The following is a 14,375-nucleotide window of genomic DNA, read 5'->3' on the forward strand; positions in this document are numbered from 1 at the left end:
GCCCTCGCCATGTCCCGCCCCGAATGCTCGATGCGGTGTGCCGGTGGGCCACTCGATGGACCGGTCTGGCATGACCGCCGGGTACCTCGCCACGGGTGAATTCGGGCGAATCCCGCGAGCCGTGTCTCCTTCCGGTGCGGCGTCGGCGTGGCGCTGCGCGCCGGGATGGGTGCGGGGCAACAATCTGCGGGCGGCGGGCGCACGCTCACCAGAGACTCGGAGGGATGCGATGGGAACGGCAGCGGCGGCGGGACAACTCGGCGTGGCGGGAATCGCGATGCGGCGGCGCGGATGGCGGGCCGCGCTGACCGCGGCGGCGTGTGCGGTGTTGCTCACGGGCGCGGGCGGATTCGCGGGGATGCGACCGGCGGCGGCCGCTCCCCCGGCGCTGTTCACGCTCACCGCCCTGCCCGCGGGCTGGCAGACCCGGACCGATCTGCGGCCCTCCCTCGAGGTGCAAGCGGACGGGCACGCGGTGAAGCGGTCCGATCCCACCGCGCAGCCGGTCGACGGGAAGGTGGCCGCCGATGTCCTGACCGCGGCGGCGACCGAGATGAAAGCGCTGGTCACCGTCGATATGGGGACCCCGGACGCCACCGACAAGGGCACCTCGATCATCGACTACATGCCCGAGCACCGCGACCAGGATCTGCATCTGATCGTCTACGCGCCCGAGATCACCGACGGCCTCAGTGACGAGCAGAAGGCGTCTCGCAAGCGCTTCGACGATCTGTTCCAGCGCCTGCTGAACGCCTTCGCTCCGGCCTGACAGCTCAGCCGACCGTCCAGGTTTCGTTGCCGGTGAGCAACTCCTGCAAGGAGTTCGGGCTCACCGGTTTGCGTTCGACGGCGGTGCCGAGCTGGGCGCGGACGCCGTCGTCGTAGGTGGGGCGGGTGACGCTGCGGAAGACGCCCGTCACCACGTGGGTGAGGTCCTGGTCGGACAGCCGCGACAGGGCGTAGGCGTATTCGGGCTGGTCGGTGTAGGCGTCGTGCACCACGATGTCGGAGTCGGCGACGCTGTCGGTGCGCGCCACCTCCAGGCCGAAACCGTCACGGACCACGGCGAATTCATTGTCCGCGCCGAAGCGGATGGGCTGCCCGTGCCGCAGCCGGACCAGATGCGATTCGGCGTTCTCGCGCCGCAGCGCGTCGAAGGAGCCGTCGTTGAAGATCGGGCAGTCCTGCAGGATCTCCACGAACGCGGTGCCGCGGTGTTCGGCGGCGGCGCGCAGCACCTCGGTGAGCCCGGCCCGGTCGGAGTCCAGGGCCCGGGCCGCGAAGGTGGCCTCCGCGCCCAGCGCCACCGAGAGGGTGTTGAACGGGTGGTCGATCGAGCCCATCGGGGTGGACTTGGTGACCTTGCCGGTCTCCGAGGTCGGCGAGTATTGGCCCTTGGTGAGGCCGTAGATCCGGTTGTTGAACAGCAGGATCGTCATGTTCACATTGCGGCGCAGGGCGTGGATGAGATGGTTGCCGCCGATGGAGAGCGCGTCACCGTCGCCGGTCACCACCCAGACCGACAGGTCGGGCCGGGTGACCGCCATCCCCGTGGCGATGGCCGGGGCGCGGCCGTGGATGGAGTGGATCCCGTACGCCTCCAGGTAGTACGGGAACCGGCTCGAGCAGCCGATGCCGGAGACGAACATGAGGTTCTCGCGCTCGAGGCCCAGCTCGGCCAGGAACCCGCGCACGGTGGCGAGGATGACGTAGTCGCCGCAGCCCGGGCACCAGCGCACCTCCTGATCGGAGGTGTAGTCCTTGGCCTTCTGCGGGCCCGCCGCCCGCGGCACCCCGGACAGTCCGGTGAGGCCCAGATCGGCGCCCACGAGCAGGTTTTCGAGAATGGTCATCACTTGCCCCCTGGATTGCGGTAGGTCGCGCGCGCCCGTGCGGCGAAAGCCTTGTCCTGCTCCATCTCCGCGATGGAGCCGTCCAGGGCCGCGTCGATGACGCCGACCAGTTCCTGTGCTTGGAAGGCGGTGCCGGCCACCTTGGTCCACGGCTGCACGTCGACCAGGTAGCGGGCGCGCAGCAGCATGGCCAGCTGGCCGCCGTTCATCTCCGGGCAGACCACGGTGCGGTAGCGGCGCAGCACCTCACCGAGGTTGGGCGGGAACGGATTCAGATGCCGCAGGTGCGCCTGCGCCACCGGCACCCCGCGCCGCCGCGCCCGCCGGCAGGCCTCGCCGATCGGACCGTAGGAGCTGCCCCACCCGATGAGCAGCAGTTCGGCATGGCCGCCGGGATCGTCCACCACCAGATCGGGCACCGCGATGCCGTCGATCTTGGCCTGCCGCAAGCGCACCATGAGTTCGTGATTGGCCGGTTCGTAGGAGATATTGCCGCTGCCGTCGGCCTTCTCGAGCCCGCCGATGCGGTGCGCGCGGCCCGCGGTGCCGGGCACCGCCAGCGGCCGGGCCAGGGTCTCCGGGTCGCGCGCGTAGGGCTGGAACGAATCGTCCTGCGCGCCCGCGGGTTCGAAGGCCGGGTCGATCGGGGCGAGCTGATCGACCCGCGGAATCGCCCACGGCTCGGAGCCATTGGCGATGGAACCGTCCGACAGCAGCAGCACCGGCGTGCGATAGGTGAGGGCGATGCGGGCGGCCTCCACGGCGGCGTCGAAGCAGTCCGCGGGCGAGCGCGGCGCGACCACCGGCACCGGGGATTCGCCATTGCGCCCGTAGAGCGCCTGCAGCAGATCGGCCTGTTCGGTCTTGGTGGGCAGACCGGTCGACGGGCCGCCGCGCTGCACGTCGATGATCATCAGCGGCAGTTCGGTCATGACGGCCAGGCCGATGGTCTCGCTCTTGAGCGCCAGGCCGGGGCCGGACGTACTGGTCACCCCGAGCGCCCCGCCCAGCGAGGCTCCCAGGGCCGCGCCGATTCCGGCGATCTCGTCCTCTGCCTGGAAGGTGATGACGCCGAAGTTCTTATGCTTGCTCAGTTCGTGCAGGATGTCCGAGGCCGGGGTGATCGGGTAGGTGCCCAGGAAGACCGGCAGCCCGGACAGCTGCCCGGCGGTGACGATGCCGTAGGCGAGCGCGGTGTTGCCGGTGATCTGCCGGTAGGTGCCCGCCGGGAGCGTCGCGGAGGCCACCTCATAGGTGGTGGCGAACGCCTCGGTGGTTTCGCCGTAATTCCACCCTGCCCGAAATGCGAGGATATTTGCTTCGGCGATATCGGACGTGGCGGCGAATTTCTCCCGCATGAACTGTTCGGTGCCGCCGATCGGCCGCCCGTACATCCAGGACAGCAAGCCGAGCGCGAACATATTCTTCGCGCGCTGCCCGTCCTTTTTACCCACACCGGTCGGTTCGGTTGCGCCGAGCGTCAAGGAGGTCATCGGCACCCGGTGCACCACGAAATCGGTCAAGGTGTCGTCGGTGAGCGGGTCCCCGGCGTATCCGACCTTCGCTAGTGCGCGTTTGGTGAATTCGTCCGTATTGACGATCACCGTCGCCCCGCGCGCCAAATCCTCCAGATTCGCCTTCAGCGCAGCGGGATTCATCGCGACCAGCACATCGGGCTGGTCACCGGCGGTCAGGATGTCGTAGTCCGCGATCTGGATCTGAAACGACGACACACCGGGCAGCGTGCCCTGGGGCGCGCGGATCTCGGCGGGGAAATTCGGTTGGGTGGCAAGATCATTGCCGAATGCGGCGGCCTCGTGGGTGAAACGGTCACCGGTGAGCTGCATGCCGTCACCGGAGTCGCCCGCGAAGCGGATGACGACCCGTTCCAGTTTCTCCACCGCCAATTTCCCTGGGCCGTCACCGTTTCCGGCCGCCCCGGAGTCGTCATGCTGCACGGTGTCCTTTGCCTGAGCCATGCGCGTGCATCACTTCCTCGTCAGATGTGAGGTACCAACGCCAAACTACTCCGCAATATTCGCGACACACCCGTGAAGCGCAATGGTTTCGATCAAAGAACCGCCGTCAGGCGAACAACGCCAACTGCGGGTCGGGCGTGTGCGATTCGGCGGCGCGAACCTCGGGCTCGGCCGGTCGATCACGGTTCAAACGGTGTTTCTCCAGCAGCGGCTCGATGCGGCCGCGTAGCCACGCAGAATACTCCGGTGTCACCGAAGTTCCCCGACCATACAGTTGCCGGTAGCGGCGCAACAGCGCCGGGTGGGCCTCGGCCAGCCAGGCCAGGAACCAGCCGCGGGTGGAACCGCGCAGATGCATGGGGAACGCCGTGACGCGGGCGGCCCCGGCCTCGGCGATGGCGGCGAAGAGCGCGTCCAGATGCGCCTGGGAGTCAGTGAGGTACGGAATGACCGGAGCCACCATGACATTCACGGCGAATCCGGCGTCCGACAGCGCGCGGACCAGTTCCAGCCGCGCCCGCGGCGACGGCGTGCCGGGCTCGAGCCCGCGATGCAGCTCCTCGTCCAGGATCGCGATGGACACCGCGAGGTCCACCGGCACCTGACCGGCGGCCTCGACCAGCAGCGGCAGATCCCGCCGCAGCAGGGTGCCCTTGGTGAGGATGGAGAAACCGGTCCCGGATTCGGCGAGGGCGGTGATGATGCCCGGCATCAGCCGGTAGCGGCCCTCGGCGCGCTGATACGGATCGGTATTGGTGCCCAGCGCGACCTGTTCGCGCCGCCAGGACCGTTTGTGCAGCTCGCGCCGCAGGATCGGGACGACATTGGTCTTGACCACGATCTGGGAGTCGAAGTCGGCGCCCGCGTCCAGGTCCAGGTACTCGTGCGTGCCGCGAGCGAAGCAGTAGCGGCACGCATGCGAGCACCCGCGCATGGGGTTGATGGTCCAGCTGAACGGGAGGGTGCCGCTGTCGGGCACCCGGTTCAGCGCACTCTTGCAGAGCACCTCGTGGAACGTGATGCCCTCGAACTCGGGTGGTTGTACGCTGCGTACGAAACCCGCACGTTCGAGGCCGGGGAGCGCGCCGTCATCGGCGCCGAGGGTTTGCCTTTGCCAACGCACCACCCCAGTCGAACATGTGTTCTAACGAGTGTCAAGCAATCTTCTGCGTGTCGGCCTCGATCGGCTGCCCGTTGTAGAAGGCGACCAGGTCCCGGATGGTCTGCTCGGCGGGCCGCGGACGGTAGCCGAGTTCCTCGGCGGCCTTGGTGCGCTCGACGATCGGGGCGGCCAGCAGCGCGCCCATGGCCGCCCTGGAGATGCGGTCGCTGCCGAAGGCCTTGGCCACCGGCTCCATGACCGGCATGCAGGCGTTGATCACCTTGGCCGGGATCGCGAAGGCGGGCTTCATCTTCCCGTTGACCTCGGCGGCGGTGCGGGTGGCCTGGAACATATCGGTGAAGTGGCCGCCGAGCAGGTAGTTCTCGCCGGTGCGGCCGCGCTCACCGGCCAGGACCAGGCCGCTGGCGACGTCGCGCACGTCGACCAGGTCGAAGCCGCCGCTGATCATGACCGGCACGCGGCCGCGCGCGGCGTCCCACAGCGTGGTGTTGATGCGCGAGGCGGTGTTGTCGATCGGGCCGTACACACCGGTCGGGTTGCAGATGACCGCGTCCAGGCCCTTGTCGATGACCGAGCGCAACTCGATCTCGCCCTGCCACTTGGACCGGTCGTACACCGGCAGATCCGGGTCGATCGACCGCGGCGAGCGCTCGTTGATGACGCCGCCGCAGGAGTACTGGTTGAACGCGTGGATGGAGCTGGTGTGCACCATGCGACGCGCGCCGACCTCGAGCGCGGCCTCGGCGACGACGCGCACGCCCTCGGTGTTGACCCGCCAGGCGACATCGTTCTTGTGGGCCAGGGTGATCAGCGCGACCAGGTGGTAGACCACCTCGGCGCCGTCGAGCGCGGACCGCATCGAGACCGGATCCAGCACGTCACCGTTCACCCAGGTGACCCCGGGCTGGGTGGCACCGGCGACCCGGTCGATGGCGGTGACCTCGTGACCGCGATCAGTAAGCAGGCGAAGCAAATTGGTGCCAAGGAACCCGGCAGCGCCGGTGACTGCGACCTTCATGGTCAGAAGAATATAGAACTTGTTCTAATTTGCAAGAACGGTCACATTACGGCCCGCTTGCGGACGGGATCACAGCCGCGCGCGGACGCCGACGTGCCGGAGCAGCCAGGGCCGACACGCCGGGGCGGCGACGCCGACGTGCCGGAGCGGCCGCGGACGCCACGCCGGGCTGGACGCTCGAGGGGTTATATTCGGCTCCCACATGTCCACGACGCTAGGGGGGTCCTGACATGGCCGATCTTTCGGTCGACACGGGTGCGGTCCGCGTCTTCGCCGTCACCCAGGACGGCATCGCGACCGACATCGCCGCCCAGGGCGGTCTGGACACCGTCACCCACGTCGCCGCCATGACCCCGGCCTTCGGACTCATCGGCGCGGACTTCCTGGCCAGTTACGCCGTCGCCGAACTCCTGCACGACCGCGACATCAACGCCGTCTCCGGCCGCTTCGCCGAGCTCGGCCGGGCGGCTTTCGGCTCGGCGGCCACCTACGAGAGCACCGACGCCGACTTCGCGAGCGGGCTCGGCGCGGCCGCCGGGCAGATCGGCGACCTGGCATGAAGCCGCTGGACTCCGGCATCATCGGAGCCGGTCCGGCCGGTCCGGATCCCGGCGGCGGGCCCGAGGTGGGAACTCACGGCGGCGGCGCGATCGCACCCGCCCTCGATGGCGCGCACGGCGTGCCCGTGGGCGCGCAGGCAGCGCTCGACGGGATGCCTGCCGCGCTGAATGCCGCGCAGCCCGCGTTCGCGCGGGCCGTTGCGCTGCCGCCGTTGCCTGCCGATCCGGTCGGCGATCTGGTGAAGGGCTGGGCGTTGCCCGCGATTCCGGGGCTGGACGCGCTGTTCGCACCGTTCCTGCAACTGCTGCAAGCGTTCGGCACCGGGGTGCTGGGCCAGCTGAATCCGGCCACGGTGCTGAGCACCGGGTCCAAGGTCATCGAGTCCGCCGTGCAGGTGGGCGGCGGTGCGCTGACTACGGTCGAATCCCTGTGGCAGGGCAAGGCTTCCCAGAGCGCGCAGGAGTCGGGCAGGCAGGCCCGGGATCACGGGCAGGAGACCGCCCAGCGCGGTTTCGAGCTGTCGGCGATCACCGATCAAGCCGCGGCCGTGGTGCAGCGCGGCAATATCCAGCTCACCGCCATCGCGCAGGCCTTCGTCGCGGAGGCCACCGCGCTGGCCCCGCTGATCCTGACCCCGCTCGGCCAGACGATGCTGATCGCCTCGGCCACCCGGCATCTCGGGGAGGCGGTGACGGTCGTGAACACCACCCACGGTGAGCTGTCGGTCTACACCGCGCGGGTACAGGGACTGATCGGGCAGCTGGTCGGCCAGGGTGGCGGCCCGACTCCGGCGGAGGTCGCCCAGGCGCTGGCGCGGAATGTGGGCCGGCCGATTCTGGAGCAGGCCACCGAGTTGCTCGAAAGCGGTGTGCGGGCAGCGACTTTCACGCCCGGCGATCCGACCGAATCGGACCTCTCCGGCGGGCTGCCGGACACCTCCGCGGCCGGTATCAGCGGTGGGGGCGGAGGCCTCGGAAGTAGCGGCCCCGGCGGCCTCAGCCGTGGCCTGTCATCGGCTCCCGGCGGACCGGGTTCGTCGATTCCGGGCGGCACGATCACCCATTCCGCCGATCCGTTCGGCGCGGGATCGGCCGGAGTCCCGGGTCTGGGCGGACCAGCCGGTTCGGGCTTCCTGGGCTCCCCCGCCGCGGCGGGCGCGGGCAAGGGCGGTTCGGGCGACGCACAGCACGGTCGGACGGTGCAGCCGCACCGAAGTCCCACGGCCGAAAGCGAACTCACCGGCAATCTGGGCACCTTCGCACCGGGAGTCATCGGCGATGCCGGGGATCCGGCCGACGCCGCCGAGCCCGATCAGCTCTGAGACAACCCGATCACCCCCGGAAAAGGGTGATGCCGCGGTGATCTGGACGGGTACCCAGACCACCGCGGCACCGGTGGAGACCGAAAGCGGATGTACACCCCGCGGGCTCGGCCACCGTTTCAGGGCGCGCTCGCGCACGCCGCGGTGGGTTACACCGCGGTCGGGCGCGCCTGCGCGTCGACTCCGCCGTCGATGACGAACTGGGAACCGTGGATGAATCCGGCCTGCGGACCTATGAGGTAGGCGATGAGCGAGGCGATCTCCTCGGCGCGGCCATTGCGGCCGATCGGGGAGACGAAGTTGCGAATGGCGTCGCCGTAGCGCGGGTCGTCGAGCCCCGCCTGCAGCAGCGGGGTGTCGACGCTGCCGGGGGCGACGGTGTTGAGGCGGACGCCGGCGGCGCCCCACTCGACGGCGCGCTTGCGCACGGCGACGGTGACGGCGTTCTTGGAGGCGGCGTAGGCGTAGCTGCCCGCGTAGTCCCCGGCCTGGGCGAAGGCCTCGGCCTCGGTGCCCGTGGCGATCGGGTTGTCCTCCCACTTGATGTGGGTGGAGGCGACCGACGAAACCACCACGGCCGCAGGGTTTTCGCCCTTGGTGAGGGCGGGCAGCAGGGCGTCGAGCAGGGCGACGGTGGCCCGGTAGTTGATCTCCACCACCAGGTTGGGGTCGGACACCTGGGGGCCGACGCCGGCGCAGAGGATCAGGCCGTCGAGGCTGCCGCCGGAGCGCTCGAGCACTGCTTCGACCGCGGCGTTGCGGGCGTCGGCGTCGGTGAGGTCCACGGTGATGTCCGCGTTGCGCAGGTCGATGCCGATGATCTCGTGCCCGGCGGCACGCAGGGCGGCGGCGGTGGCCGCGCCGATGCCGGAACCGGAGCCGGTGATGGCGATGGTCATGGGGCGATTAGAACAAGAGGCAGAACAATTCAGCAAGCCCCGGCCGCGGATCATCTCGACTACCGGGACGACGGCGGCGGGGCGTCCGGCGGGTCGGTTGACTGTCCGGATCGTCCCGGAACTGATGCCTTTTGGCGAGGGTGGCGCTAGCATCAGTCGCAAAACTAGAATCAGTTCTAGTTTTTTGGCACTTGCTCACTGTCGAGAGGACGATCGATGCGCTTCACCTACGCGGAGGCGATGACCAACCCGGATTACTACATCCCCCTCGCTCAGGCTGCCGAAGCCGCCGGGTTCCACAGCATCACCGTGGCCGACAGCATCGCCTACCCGGCCGAGTCGGATTCGAAGTACCCCTACACCGCGGACGGCAATCGCGAGTTCCTCGACGGGAAGCCGTTCATCGAGACCTTCGTGCTGTCGGCGGCCATCGCGGCGGCCACCACCACGCTGCGTCAGACCCCATTCGTGCTCAAGCTGCCGATCCGCCCGCCGGTGCTGGTCGCCAAGCAGGCCAGCTCGCTGGCCCGGCTGAGCAACAACCGCTTCGCGCTCGGCGTGGGCATCAGCCCGTGGCCGGAGGACTTCCAGATCATGGGCGTCCCGTTCGAGAAGCGCGGCAAGCGCATCGACGAGTGCATCGAGATCGTGCGCGGTCTGTCGACCGGTGAGTACTTCGAGTACCACGGCGAGTTCTACGACATCCCGAAGATCAAGCTCACCCCCGCCCCCACGAAGCCGCTGCCGATCCTGCTCGGCGGCCACAGCGACGCCGCGCTGCGCCGCGCGGTCCGCCTGTGCGACGGCTGGATGCACGCCGGCGGCAATGCCGAGGAGCTGGACAAGTACCTGGCCCGGATCAACGAGCTGCGCGCCGAGCGGGACCACAAGGGCGACTTCGAGATCCACGCGGTCTCCTACGACGGCTACACCCCCGACGGGGTGAAGCGCTGCGAGGAGAAGGGCATCACCGACCTGATCGTCGGTTTCCGCAACTCCTACGCCAAGGAGCAGGACACCGAGACCCTGGAAGAGAAGATCACCAAGATCAAGTGGTACGGCGACAACGTGATCGCCAAGCTGAGCTGAGCTCTCCCGCTCGACGGGGGCTGATCACGCCTTCTTCGCGAAGCCCAGCTCGATCACGGCGTCGCGTTCGCCGACCAGTTCGGCGACGCTGCGATCGATTCGGGTGCGGGCGAATTCGCCGATCTCCAGATCCGGCACGATGGTGTACTCGCCGTCGGCGCAGGTCACCGGGAACGAGCTGATCAGTCCCTCGGGCACGCCGTAGGAGCCGTCCGAGGGCACCGCCATCGAGGTCCAGTCGCCGGGAGCGGTGCCCAGCACCCAGTCGTGGATGTGGTCGATGGCGGCGCTGGCCGCGCTCGCCGCCGAGGACGCGCCGCGCGCGGCGATGATGGCGGTGCCGCGCTGCTGGACGGTGGGCACGAAATCGCCGGTCACCCAGGCGGGATCGTCGATGACGGTGAGCGCGTCGCGACCGCCGACGGTGGCGTGCGCCAGATCCGGGTACTGGGTCGCGGAGTGGTTGCCCCACACGGTGATCCGCGCGATGTCGGCGGCCGCGGCCCCGGTCTTCTCGGCCACCTGCGCGATCGCGCGATTGTGGTCGAGGCGAGTCAGCGCCGTGAACCGCTCGGCGGGAACGTCGGGGGCGTTGTTCATGGCGATGTAGGCGTTGGTGTTGGCCGGGTTCCCGACCACCAGCACCCGGACGTCGTCGGCGGCGTTGGCATTGATGGCCGCGCCCTGATCGGTGAAGATCGGGCCATTGGCGGCCAGCAGGTCGGCGCGTTCCATCCCCGCGCTGCGCGGCCGCGATCCCACCAGGATGGCGATGTTGGCGCCCTCGAATCCGAGCCACGGGTCGTCGGCGATATCGATTCCGGCCAGCAGCGGGAACGCGCCGTCCTCGAGTTCCATCGCGACGCCTTCGAGCGACCCGACGGCGGCGGGAATCTCGAGCAACCGCAGGCGCACCGGCGTGGACTCCCCGAGCAGGGCTCCGGAAGCGATGCGGAAGAGCATGCCGTAGGCGATCTGCCCGGCGGCTCCGGTCACGGTGACGGTCACTGGCGCAACGTTGCTCACGGCGATCTCCTCGCGATAGCGGCTGATCTTGCTTCGACCCTATCGACGCTCATCGTGCGCCGAGGCGCGGCCGTGAGCAAAGGAACACGGGCCGCGAGACGGCATCACCGGCCGACCCCGTGCCCGAACCGCACGTCAGGGCGGGGATCGGCCAGGGTCGACCTCAGCGGGCGAGATCAGCGATATCGGAGTCGGCGAGGATGATCGGCCCGGCTTCGTCGCGAGCGCGGACCAACCGGACGGCACGGTAGAGCGGGCGTTCCTCGGCATTGGCGTCGCGGGCCTCGGCGCGCAGTTGCTGGACCAGCATCCCGGAGATGGCCAGGGCGGCGGCGAGCGGGCATCCGGCCAGGGCGTCGGCGAGTTTGCGCAGGCCCAGGATGTGGAGTTCGCGGCCGCTGCCGGAGTCGCTGTAGATGGCCAGCGGCACGACCTGGGTGTCGGGGCCCGCGGTGGCGCGCAGCACGATGCGGCTGATCTTGCCGGGGTGGACGACGATCTCCACGGCGGTGGCCGCCGCCAGGTCCAGATGGCGTTCGCCGCGCCAGGTGCGGGCGTGGATGACGCTGCCGGACACGGTGATCCGGCGGCGTTGCACGGACATGGCGTACAGGGCGGTCGGTGCGCCCAGGACCAGCCCCGCCGCGAGGGCGGTCGGCCAGTGCACGAACAGCGCCATCAGCAGGCCGACCCCGATGCCGATGCCGAGCGCGGCGAGGGTGAGTTTGCGCAGCGCGGGGGCCAGCAGTTCGGGGGCGATCAGGTCGAGGCCGACCTCGCCGGATCCCGGCGTCGATTCATGAGTCACAGCAGTGCATTCGTCCAGATATCGAGGGGTCGCGCGTACCGGCGGCACGCACCGCCCCGTGCGGTATATCAGCAGGCCTTAACCCAATACCCCGATTGGCACCCGCCCACTCGCGAATTGGGCCGAGCGTTCCCGAGGCCGTAACAAACCGACCGCGCCATCTCGGGTGTCCGGTCCGACCCCGCGGCACCGGTCGCGGCCCCGGTGCCGGATTCACGCTCCGATACCGCTTCCCGGGCGTCGAGTTCGGCCGGGCGCGCAGGCCGGGCAGCCAGGCGGGTTCGGGCAGGCGGATCGGCGGGTACCCGGGGGTCAACGACTCCTGCCCCCGGGACCGCCCTACGCGATCAATCCTGTTCGCCCGCAAGGGCGGCCGCGACCTGGGCGACGGCCTCGTCCAGCGGGATCTGCCGCTGTTCGCCGCTGTCGAGGTCCTTGAGCCCGATCTCGCCGTCGGCGACCTCGCGGTCGCCCAGGACCAGCGCGAGCCGGGCGCCGGACTTGTCGGCGGCCTTCATCGCGCCCTTCATGCCGCGCCCGCCGTAGGCGAGGTCGGTGCGGATCCCGGCCTTGCGCAGGTCGGCGGCCAGCACCACCAGGCGCTGCTTGGCGACATCGCCGAGCGGGATGCCGAAGACCTGCACGCGCGGCCCGTGGACGGCGGTCTTGCCCTCCGCCTCGAGCGCGAGCACGGTGCGGTCGACGCCGATGCCGTAGCCGATGCCCGACAGCGCCTGCCCGCCGAGTTCGGCCATCAGCCCGTCGTAGCGGCCGCCGCCGCCGATGCCGGATTGCGCGCCGAGTCCGTCGTGCACGAATTCGAAGGTGGTCTTGGTGTAGTAGTCGAGTCCGCGCACCATGCGCGGGTTGACCACGTACGGCACCCCGAGCGCGTCGAGGTGGCCGAGGACCTGCTCGAAGTGGGTCTTGGCGGACTCCGACAGGTGGTCGATCATGAGCGGCGCGTTCGCGGTCAGCTCCTTGACCTCGGGACGCTTGTCGTCGAGCACGCGCAGCGGGTTGATCAGCGCGCGGCGGCGGGTCTCCTCGTCGAGCGGGAGCTTCATGAGGAATTCCTGCAGCAGTTCCCGGTACTGCGGGCGGCAGGTCTCGTCGCCGAGGGAGGTGATCTCGAGCCGGAAGCCGTCGAGGCCCAGCTTGCGGAACCCGGCGTCGGCGATGGCGATCACCTCGGCGTCCAGGGCCGGGTCGTCGATGCCGATGGCCTCCACGCCGACCTGCTGCAGCTGCCGGTAGCGGCCCTTCTGCGGGCGCTCGTAGCGGAAGAAGGGTCCGGCGTAGCAGAGCTTGACCGGCAGCGGGCCGCGGTCGAGGCCGTGCTGGATGACCGCGCGCATGACGCCCGCGGTGCCCTCGGGGCGCAGGGTGAAGCTCTCGCCATTGCGGTCGGCGAAGGTCCACATCTCCTTGGAGACGACGTCGGTCGACTCCCCCACACCGCGTGCGAACAGGGCGGTCTCTTCGAAAACCGGCAGCTCGACATGCCCGTATCCGGCCAGTCGCGCGGTCTCCACCAGTCCGTCACGGACGGCGGCGAACTCCGCGGAGGTGGGGGGCAGATAGTCGGGGACCCCCCTCGGGGCACTGAAGCTGCTGGTCTTGGTCACGATGGTCAAGTTTCCACCACGGCCGCGCGACAAGTCCAACCGGTTACCGCCCCGGCCCTCATATGTAGGTTTTTCTCAGCGAATGCAGGTAATGTCTGCCGCGGCCGCTGGGCTGACGGGCTCGTTTGTGCTGACGGCCCCAGTCTGTACAGACATCAGATACCGACCGTTCACGGAGGGACAGTTAGTGCCGAGCAATGAACAGCGACGCGCTGCGGCGAAACGGAAGCTGGAGCGTCAACTCGAGAACCGGGCCCAGCGGGCGCGCAAGCGCAAGCAGCTCACCATCGCGGCGTCGGCGCTGGGCGTCGTGGTCGCCGTGGCGGCCGGTGTCGGCATTTACTTCCTGACCAAGGGCGATGACAACAGCACGAGCGCGAAGGCGTCCGAGACGCCCGACGCCTCGCTGACCGCCGCTCCCCCGCCGGCCGCGAAGGCCAAGCCGGCCTCGGTGAGCTGTGAGTACCTTCCGTCGCAGAAGCCCGCCGACAAGGCGGTGAGCGCGCCGGGCACGGCCAACATCACCACCGCCGGTCAGGTGAAGGCCACCATGGACACCAATCAGGGCCCTATCTCCATGACCCTGAATCCGGGCGAATCCCCCTGCACGGTCAACAGTTTCGAGTCGCTGGCCAAGCAGAAGTACTTCGACGCGACCAGCTGCCACCGCATGACCACCGCTAAGGGTCTGCAGGTGCTGCAGTGCGGCGACCCGTCCGGCACCGGAATGGGCGGTCCCGGTTACGAATTCGACAACGAGTACCCGACTGACCAGTACGGGCCGACCGATCAGGCCGCGCAGTTCCCGGTCGAGTACAAGCGCGGCGTGCTGGCCATGGCCAATGCCGGCCCGGGCACCAATGGCAGCCAGTTCTTCCTGGTCTACGGCGATTCCCAGCTGCCGCCGCAGTACACCATCTTCGGCACGGTCGACGAGGCCGGCCTGGCCACCCTCGACAAGATCGCCAAGGGCGGCGTCGCGGGCGGCGGTCAGGATGGCAAGCCGGCCATGGATGTGAACATCCAGTCGGTCCAAATCAACTGACCAGCATGGTATTTCGGCCCCGGCG

Annotated in this window: 13 protein-coding genes; 5 read left to right on the forward strand and 8 right to left on the reverse strand. The window is 69.3% G+C overall.

Annotated elements, in window-relative coordinates; genetic code table 11:
• The first annotated feature begins 229 nt into the window (after window positions 1–229).
• Window positions 230–769, forward strand: coding sequence for a hypothetical protein (locus tag ACFV4K_RS29505; RefSeq protein ID WP_379279321.1), 540 nt, complete (start codon window positions 230–232; stop codon window positions 767–769).
• Window positions 770–773: 4 nt separating this feature from the next.
• On the opposite strand, the gene ACFV4K_RS29510 is transcribed toward ACFV4K_RS29505, so the two are convergent.
• The 4 genes from ACFV4K_RS29510 to ACFV4K_RS29525 form a co-directional block, all read right to left on the reverse strand.
• On the reverse strand, window positions 774–1,853 hold the full coding sequence (locus ACFV4K_RS29510; protein ID WP_379279322.1) for a 2-oxoacid:ferredoxin oxidoreductase subunit beta: 1,080 nt from the start codon (window positions 1,851–1,853) through the stop codon (window positions 774–776).
• On the reverse strand, window positions 1,853–3,832 hold the full coding sequence (locus tag ACFV4K_RS29515; protein WP_379279323.1) for a 2-oxoacid:acceptor oxidoreductase subunit alpha: 1,980 nt from the start codon (window positions 3,830–3,832) through the stop codon (window positions 1,853–1,855). Before ACFV4K_RS29515 ends, ACFV4K_RS29510 begins: the two co-directional genes overlap by 1 nt.
• Window positions 3,833–3,938: 106 nt before the next feature.
• The gene (locus ACFV4K_RS29520; protein ID WP_379279324.1) at window positions 3,939–4,955 is read right to left on the reverse strand and encodes an Rv2578c family radical SAM protein; all 1,017 of its coding nucleotides are present in this window, start codon (window positions 4,953–4,955) and stop codon (window positions 3,939–3,941) included.
• A 31-nt stretch (window positions 4,956–4,986) separates the two neighbouring features.
• The gene (locus tag ACFV4K_RS29525) at window positions 4,987–5,973 is read right to left on the reverse strand and encodes an NAD-dependent epimerase/dehydratase family protein (protein ID WP_379279326.1); all 987 of its coding nucleotides are present in this window, start codon (window positions 5,971–5,973) and stop codon (window positions 4,987–4,989) included.
• A 230-nt stretch (window positions 5,974–6,203) separates the two neighbouring features.
• Here ACFV4K_RS29525 and ACFV4K_RS29530 point away from each other — a divergent pair, with 230 nt between their 5' ends.
• Window positions 6,204–6,533: a type VII secretion target gene (locus ACFV4K_RS29530; protein WP_379279327.1), complete on the forward strand. Its 330-nt coding sequence runs from the start codon at window positions 6,204–6,206 to the stop codon at window positions 6,531–6,533.
• On the forward strand, window positions 6,530–7,855 hold the full coding sequence (locus ACFV4K_RS29535; protein ID WP_379279329.1) for a hypothetical protein: 1,326 nt from the start codon (window positions 6,530–6,532) through the stop codon (window positions 7,853–7,855). The genes ACFV4K_RS29530 and ACFV4K_RS29535 overlap by 4 nt, the downstream gene beginning before the upstream one ends.
• Window positions 7,856–8,004: 149 nt before the next feature.
• On the opposite strand, the gene ACFV4K_RS29540 is transcribed toward ACFV4K_RS29535, so the two are convergent.
• On the reverse strand, window positions 8,005–8,754 hold the full coding sequence (locus ACFV4K_RS29540) for an SDR family oxidoreductase (protein ID WP_379279330.1): 750 nt from the start codon (window positions 8,752–8,754) through the stop codon (window positions 8,005–8,007).
• 216 nt (window positions 8,755–8,970) lie between these two features.
• On the opposite strand from ACFV4K_RS29540, the gene ACFV4K_RS29545 reads away from it, so the two are divergent.
• Window positions 8,971–9,843, forward strand: a complete 873-nt coding sequence (locus tag ACFV4K_RS29545; protein WP_379279332.1) for a TIGR03619 family F420-dependent LLM class oxidoreductase — start codon at window positions 8,971–8,973, stop codon at window positions 9,841–9,843.
• A 24-nt stretch (window positions 9,844–9,867) separates the two neighbouring features.
• Here ACFV4K_RS29545 and ACFV4K_RS29550 read toward each other — a convergent pair whose 3' ends face one another.
• The 3 genes from ACFV4K_RS29550 to hisS form a co-directional block, all read right to left on the reverse strand.
• Window positions 9,868–10,869, reverse strand: a complete 1,002-nt coding sequence (locus ACFV4K_RS29550) for a malate dehydrogenase (protein ID WP_379279334.1) — start codon at window positions 10,867–10,869, stop codon at window positions 9,868–9,870.
• A gap of 163 nt (window positions 10,870–11,032) precedes the next feature.
• On the reverse strand, window positions 11,033–11,677 hold the full coding sequence (locus ACFV4K_RS29555; RefSeq protein ID WP_379279335.1) for a hypothetical protein: 645 nt from the start codon (window positions 11,675–11,677) through the stop codon (window positions 11,033–11,035).
• Window positions 11,678–12,024: 347 nt separating this feature from the next.
• Window positions 12,025–13,305, reverse strand: coding sequence for a histidine--tRNA ligase (gene hisS / locus ACFV4K_RS29560; RefSeq protein WP_379279337.1), 1,281 nt, complete (start codon window positions 13,303–13,305; stop codon window positions 12,025–12,027).
• 187 nt (window positions 13,306–13,492) lie between these two features.
• Here hisS and ACFV4K_RS29565 point away from each other — a divergent pair, with 187 nt between their 5' ends.
• Window positions 13,493–14,350 (forward strand): peptidylprolyl isomerase, encoded by an 858-nt coding sequence (locus ACFV4K_RS29565; protein ID WP_379279338.1) that lies wholly within the window; start codon window positions 13,493–13,495, stop codon window positions 14,348–14,350.
• Window positions 14,351–14,375: the final 25 nt, after the last annotated feature.

It is taken from the genome of Nocardia sp. NPDC059764 (assembly GCF_042732555.1).
In the GTDB taxonomy this organism is placed as follows: domain Bacteria; phylum Actinomycetota; class Actinomycetes; order Mycobacteriales; family Mycobacteriaceae; genus Nocardia.

What these genes read in the sequence shown, in the direction of transcription:
- ACFV4K_RS29525 (WP_379279326.1), bottom strand. Translation starts at nt 5,973, where the DNA reads ATGAAGGTCGCAGTCACCGGCGCTGCCGGGTTCCTTGGCACCAATTTG.
- ACFV4K_RS29515 (WP_379279323.1), bottom strand. Translation starts at nt 3,832, where the DNA reads ATGGCTCAGGCAAAGGACACCGTGCAGCATGACGACTCCGGGGCGGCC.
- ACFV4K_RS29530 (WP_379279327.1), top strand. Translation starts at nt 6,204, where the DNA reads ATGGCCGATCTTTCGGTCGACACGGGTGCGGTCCGCGTCTTCGCCGTC.
- ACFV4K_RS29540 (WP_379279330.1), bottom strand. Translation starts at nt 8,754, where the DNA reads ATGACCATCGCCATCACCGGCTCCGGTTCCGGCATCGGCGCGGCCACC.
- ACFV4K_RS29505 (WP_379279321.1), top strand. Translation starts at nt 230, where the DNA reads ATGGGAACGGCAGCGGCGGCGGGACAACTCGGCGTGGCGGGAATCGCG.
- ACFV4K_RS29545 (WP_379279332.1), top strand. Translation starts at nt 8,971, where the DNA reads ATGCGCTTCACCTACGCGGAGGCGATGACCAACCCGGATTACTACATC.
- ACFV4K_RS29535 (WP_379279329.1), top strand. Translation starts at nt 6,530, where the DNA reads ATGAAGCCGCTGGACTCCGGCATCATCGGAGCCGGTCCGGCCGGTCCG.
- ACFV4K_RS29510 (WP_379279322.1), bottom strand. Translation starts at nt 1,853, where the DNA reads ATGACCATTCTCGAAAACCTGCTCGTGGGCGCCGATCTGGGCCTCACC.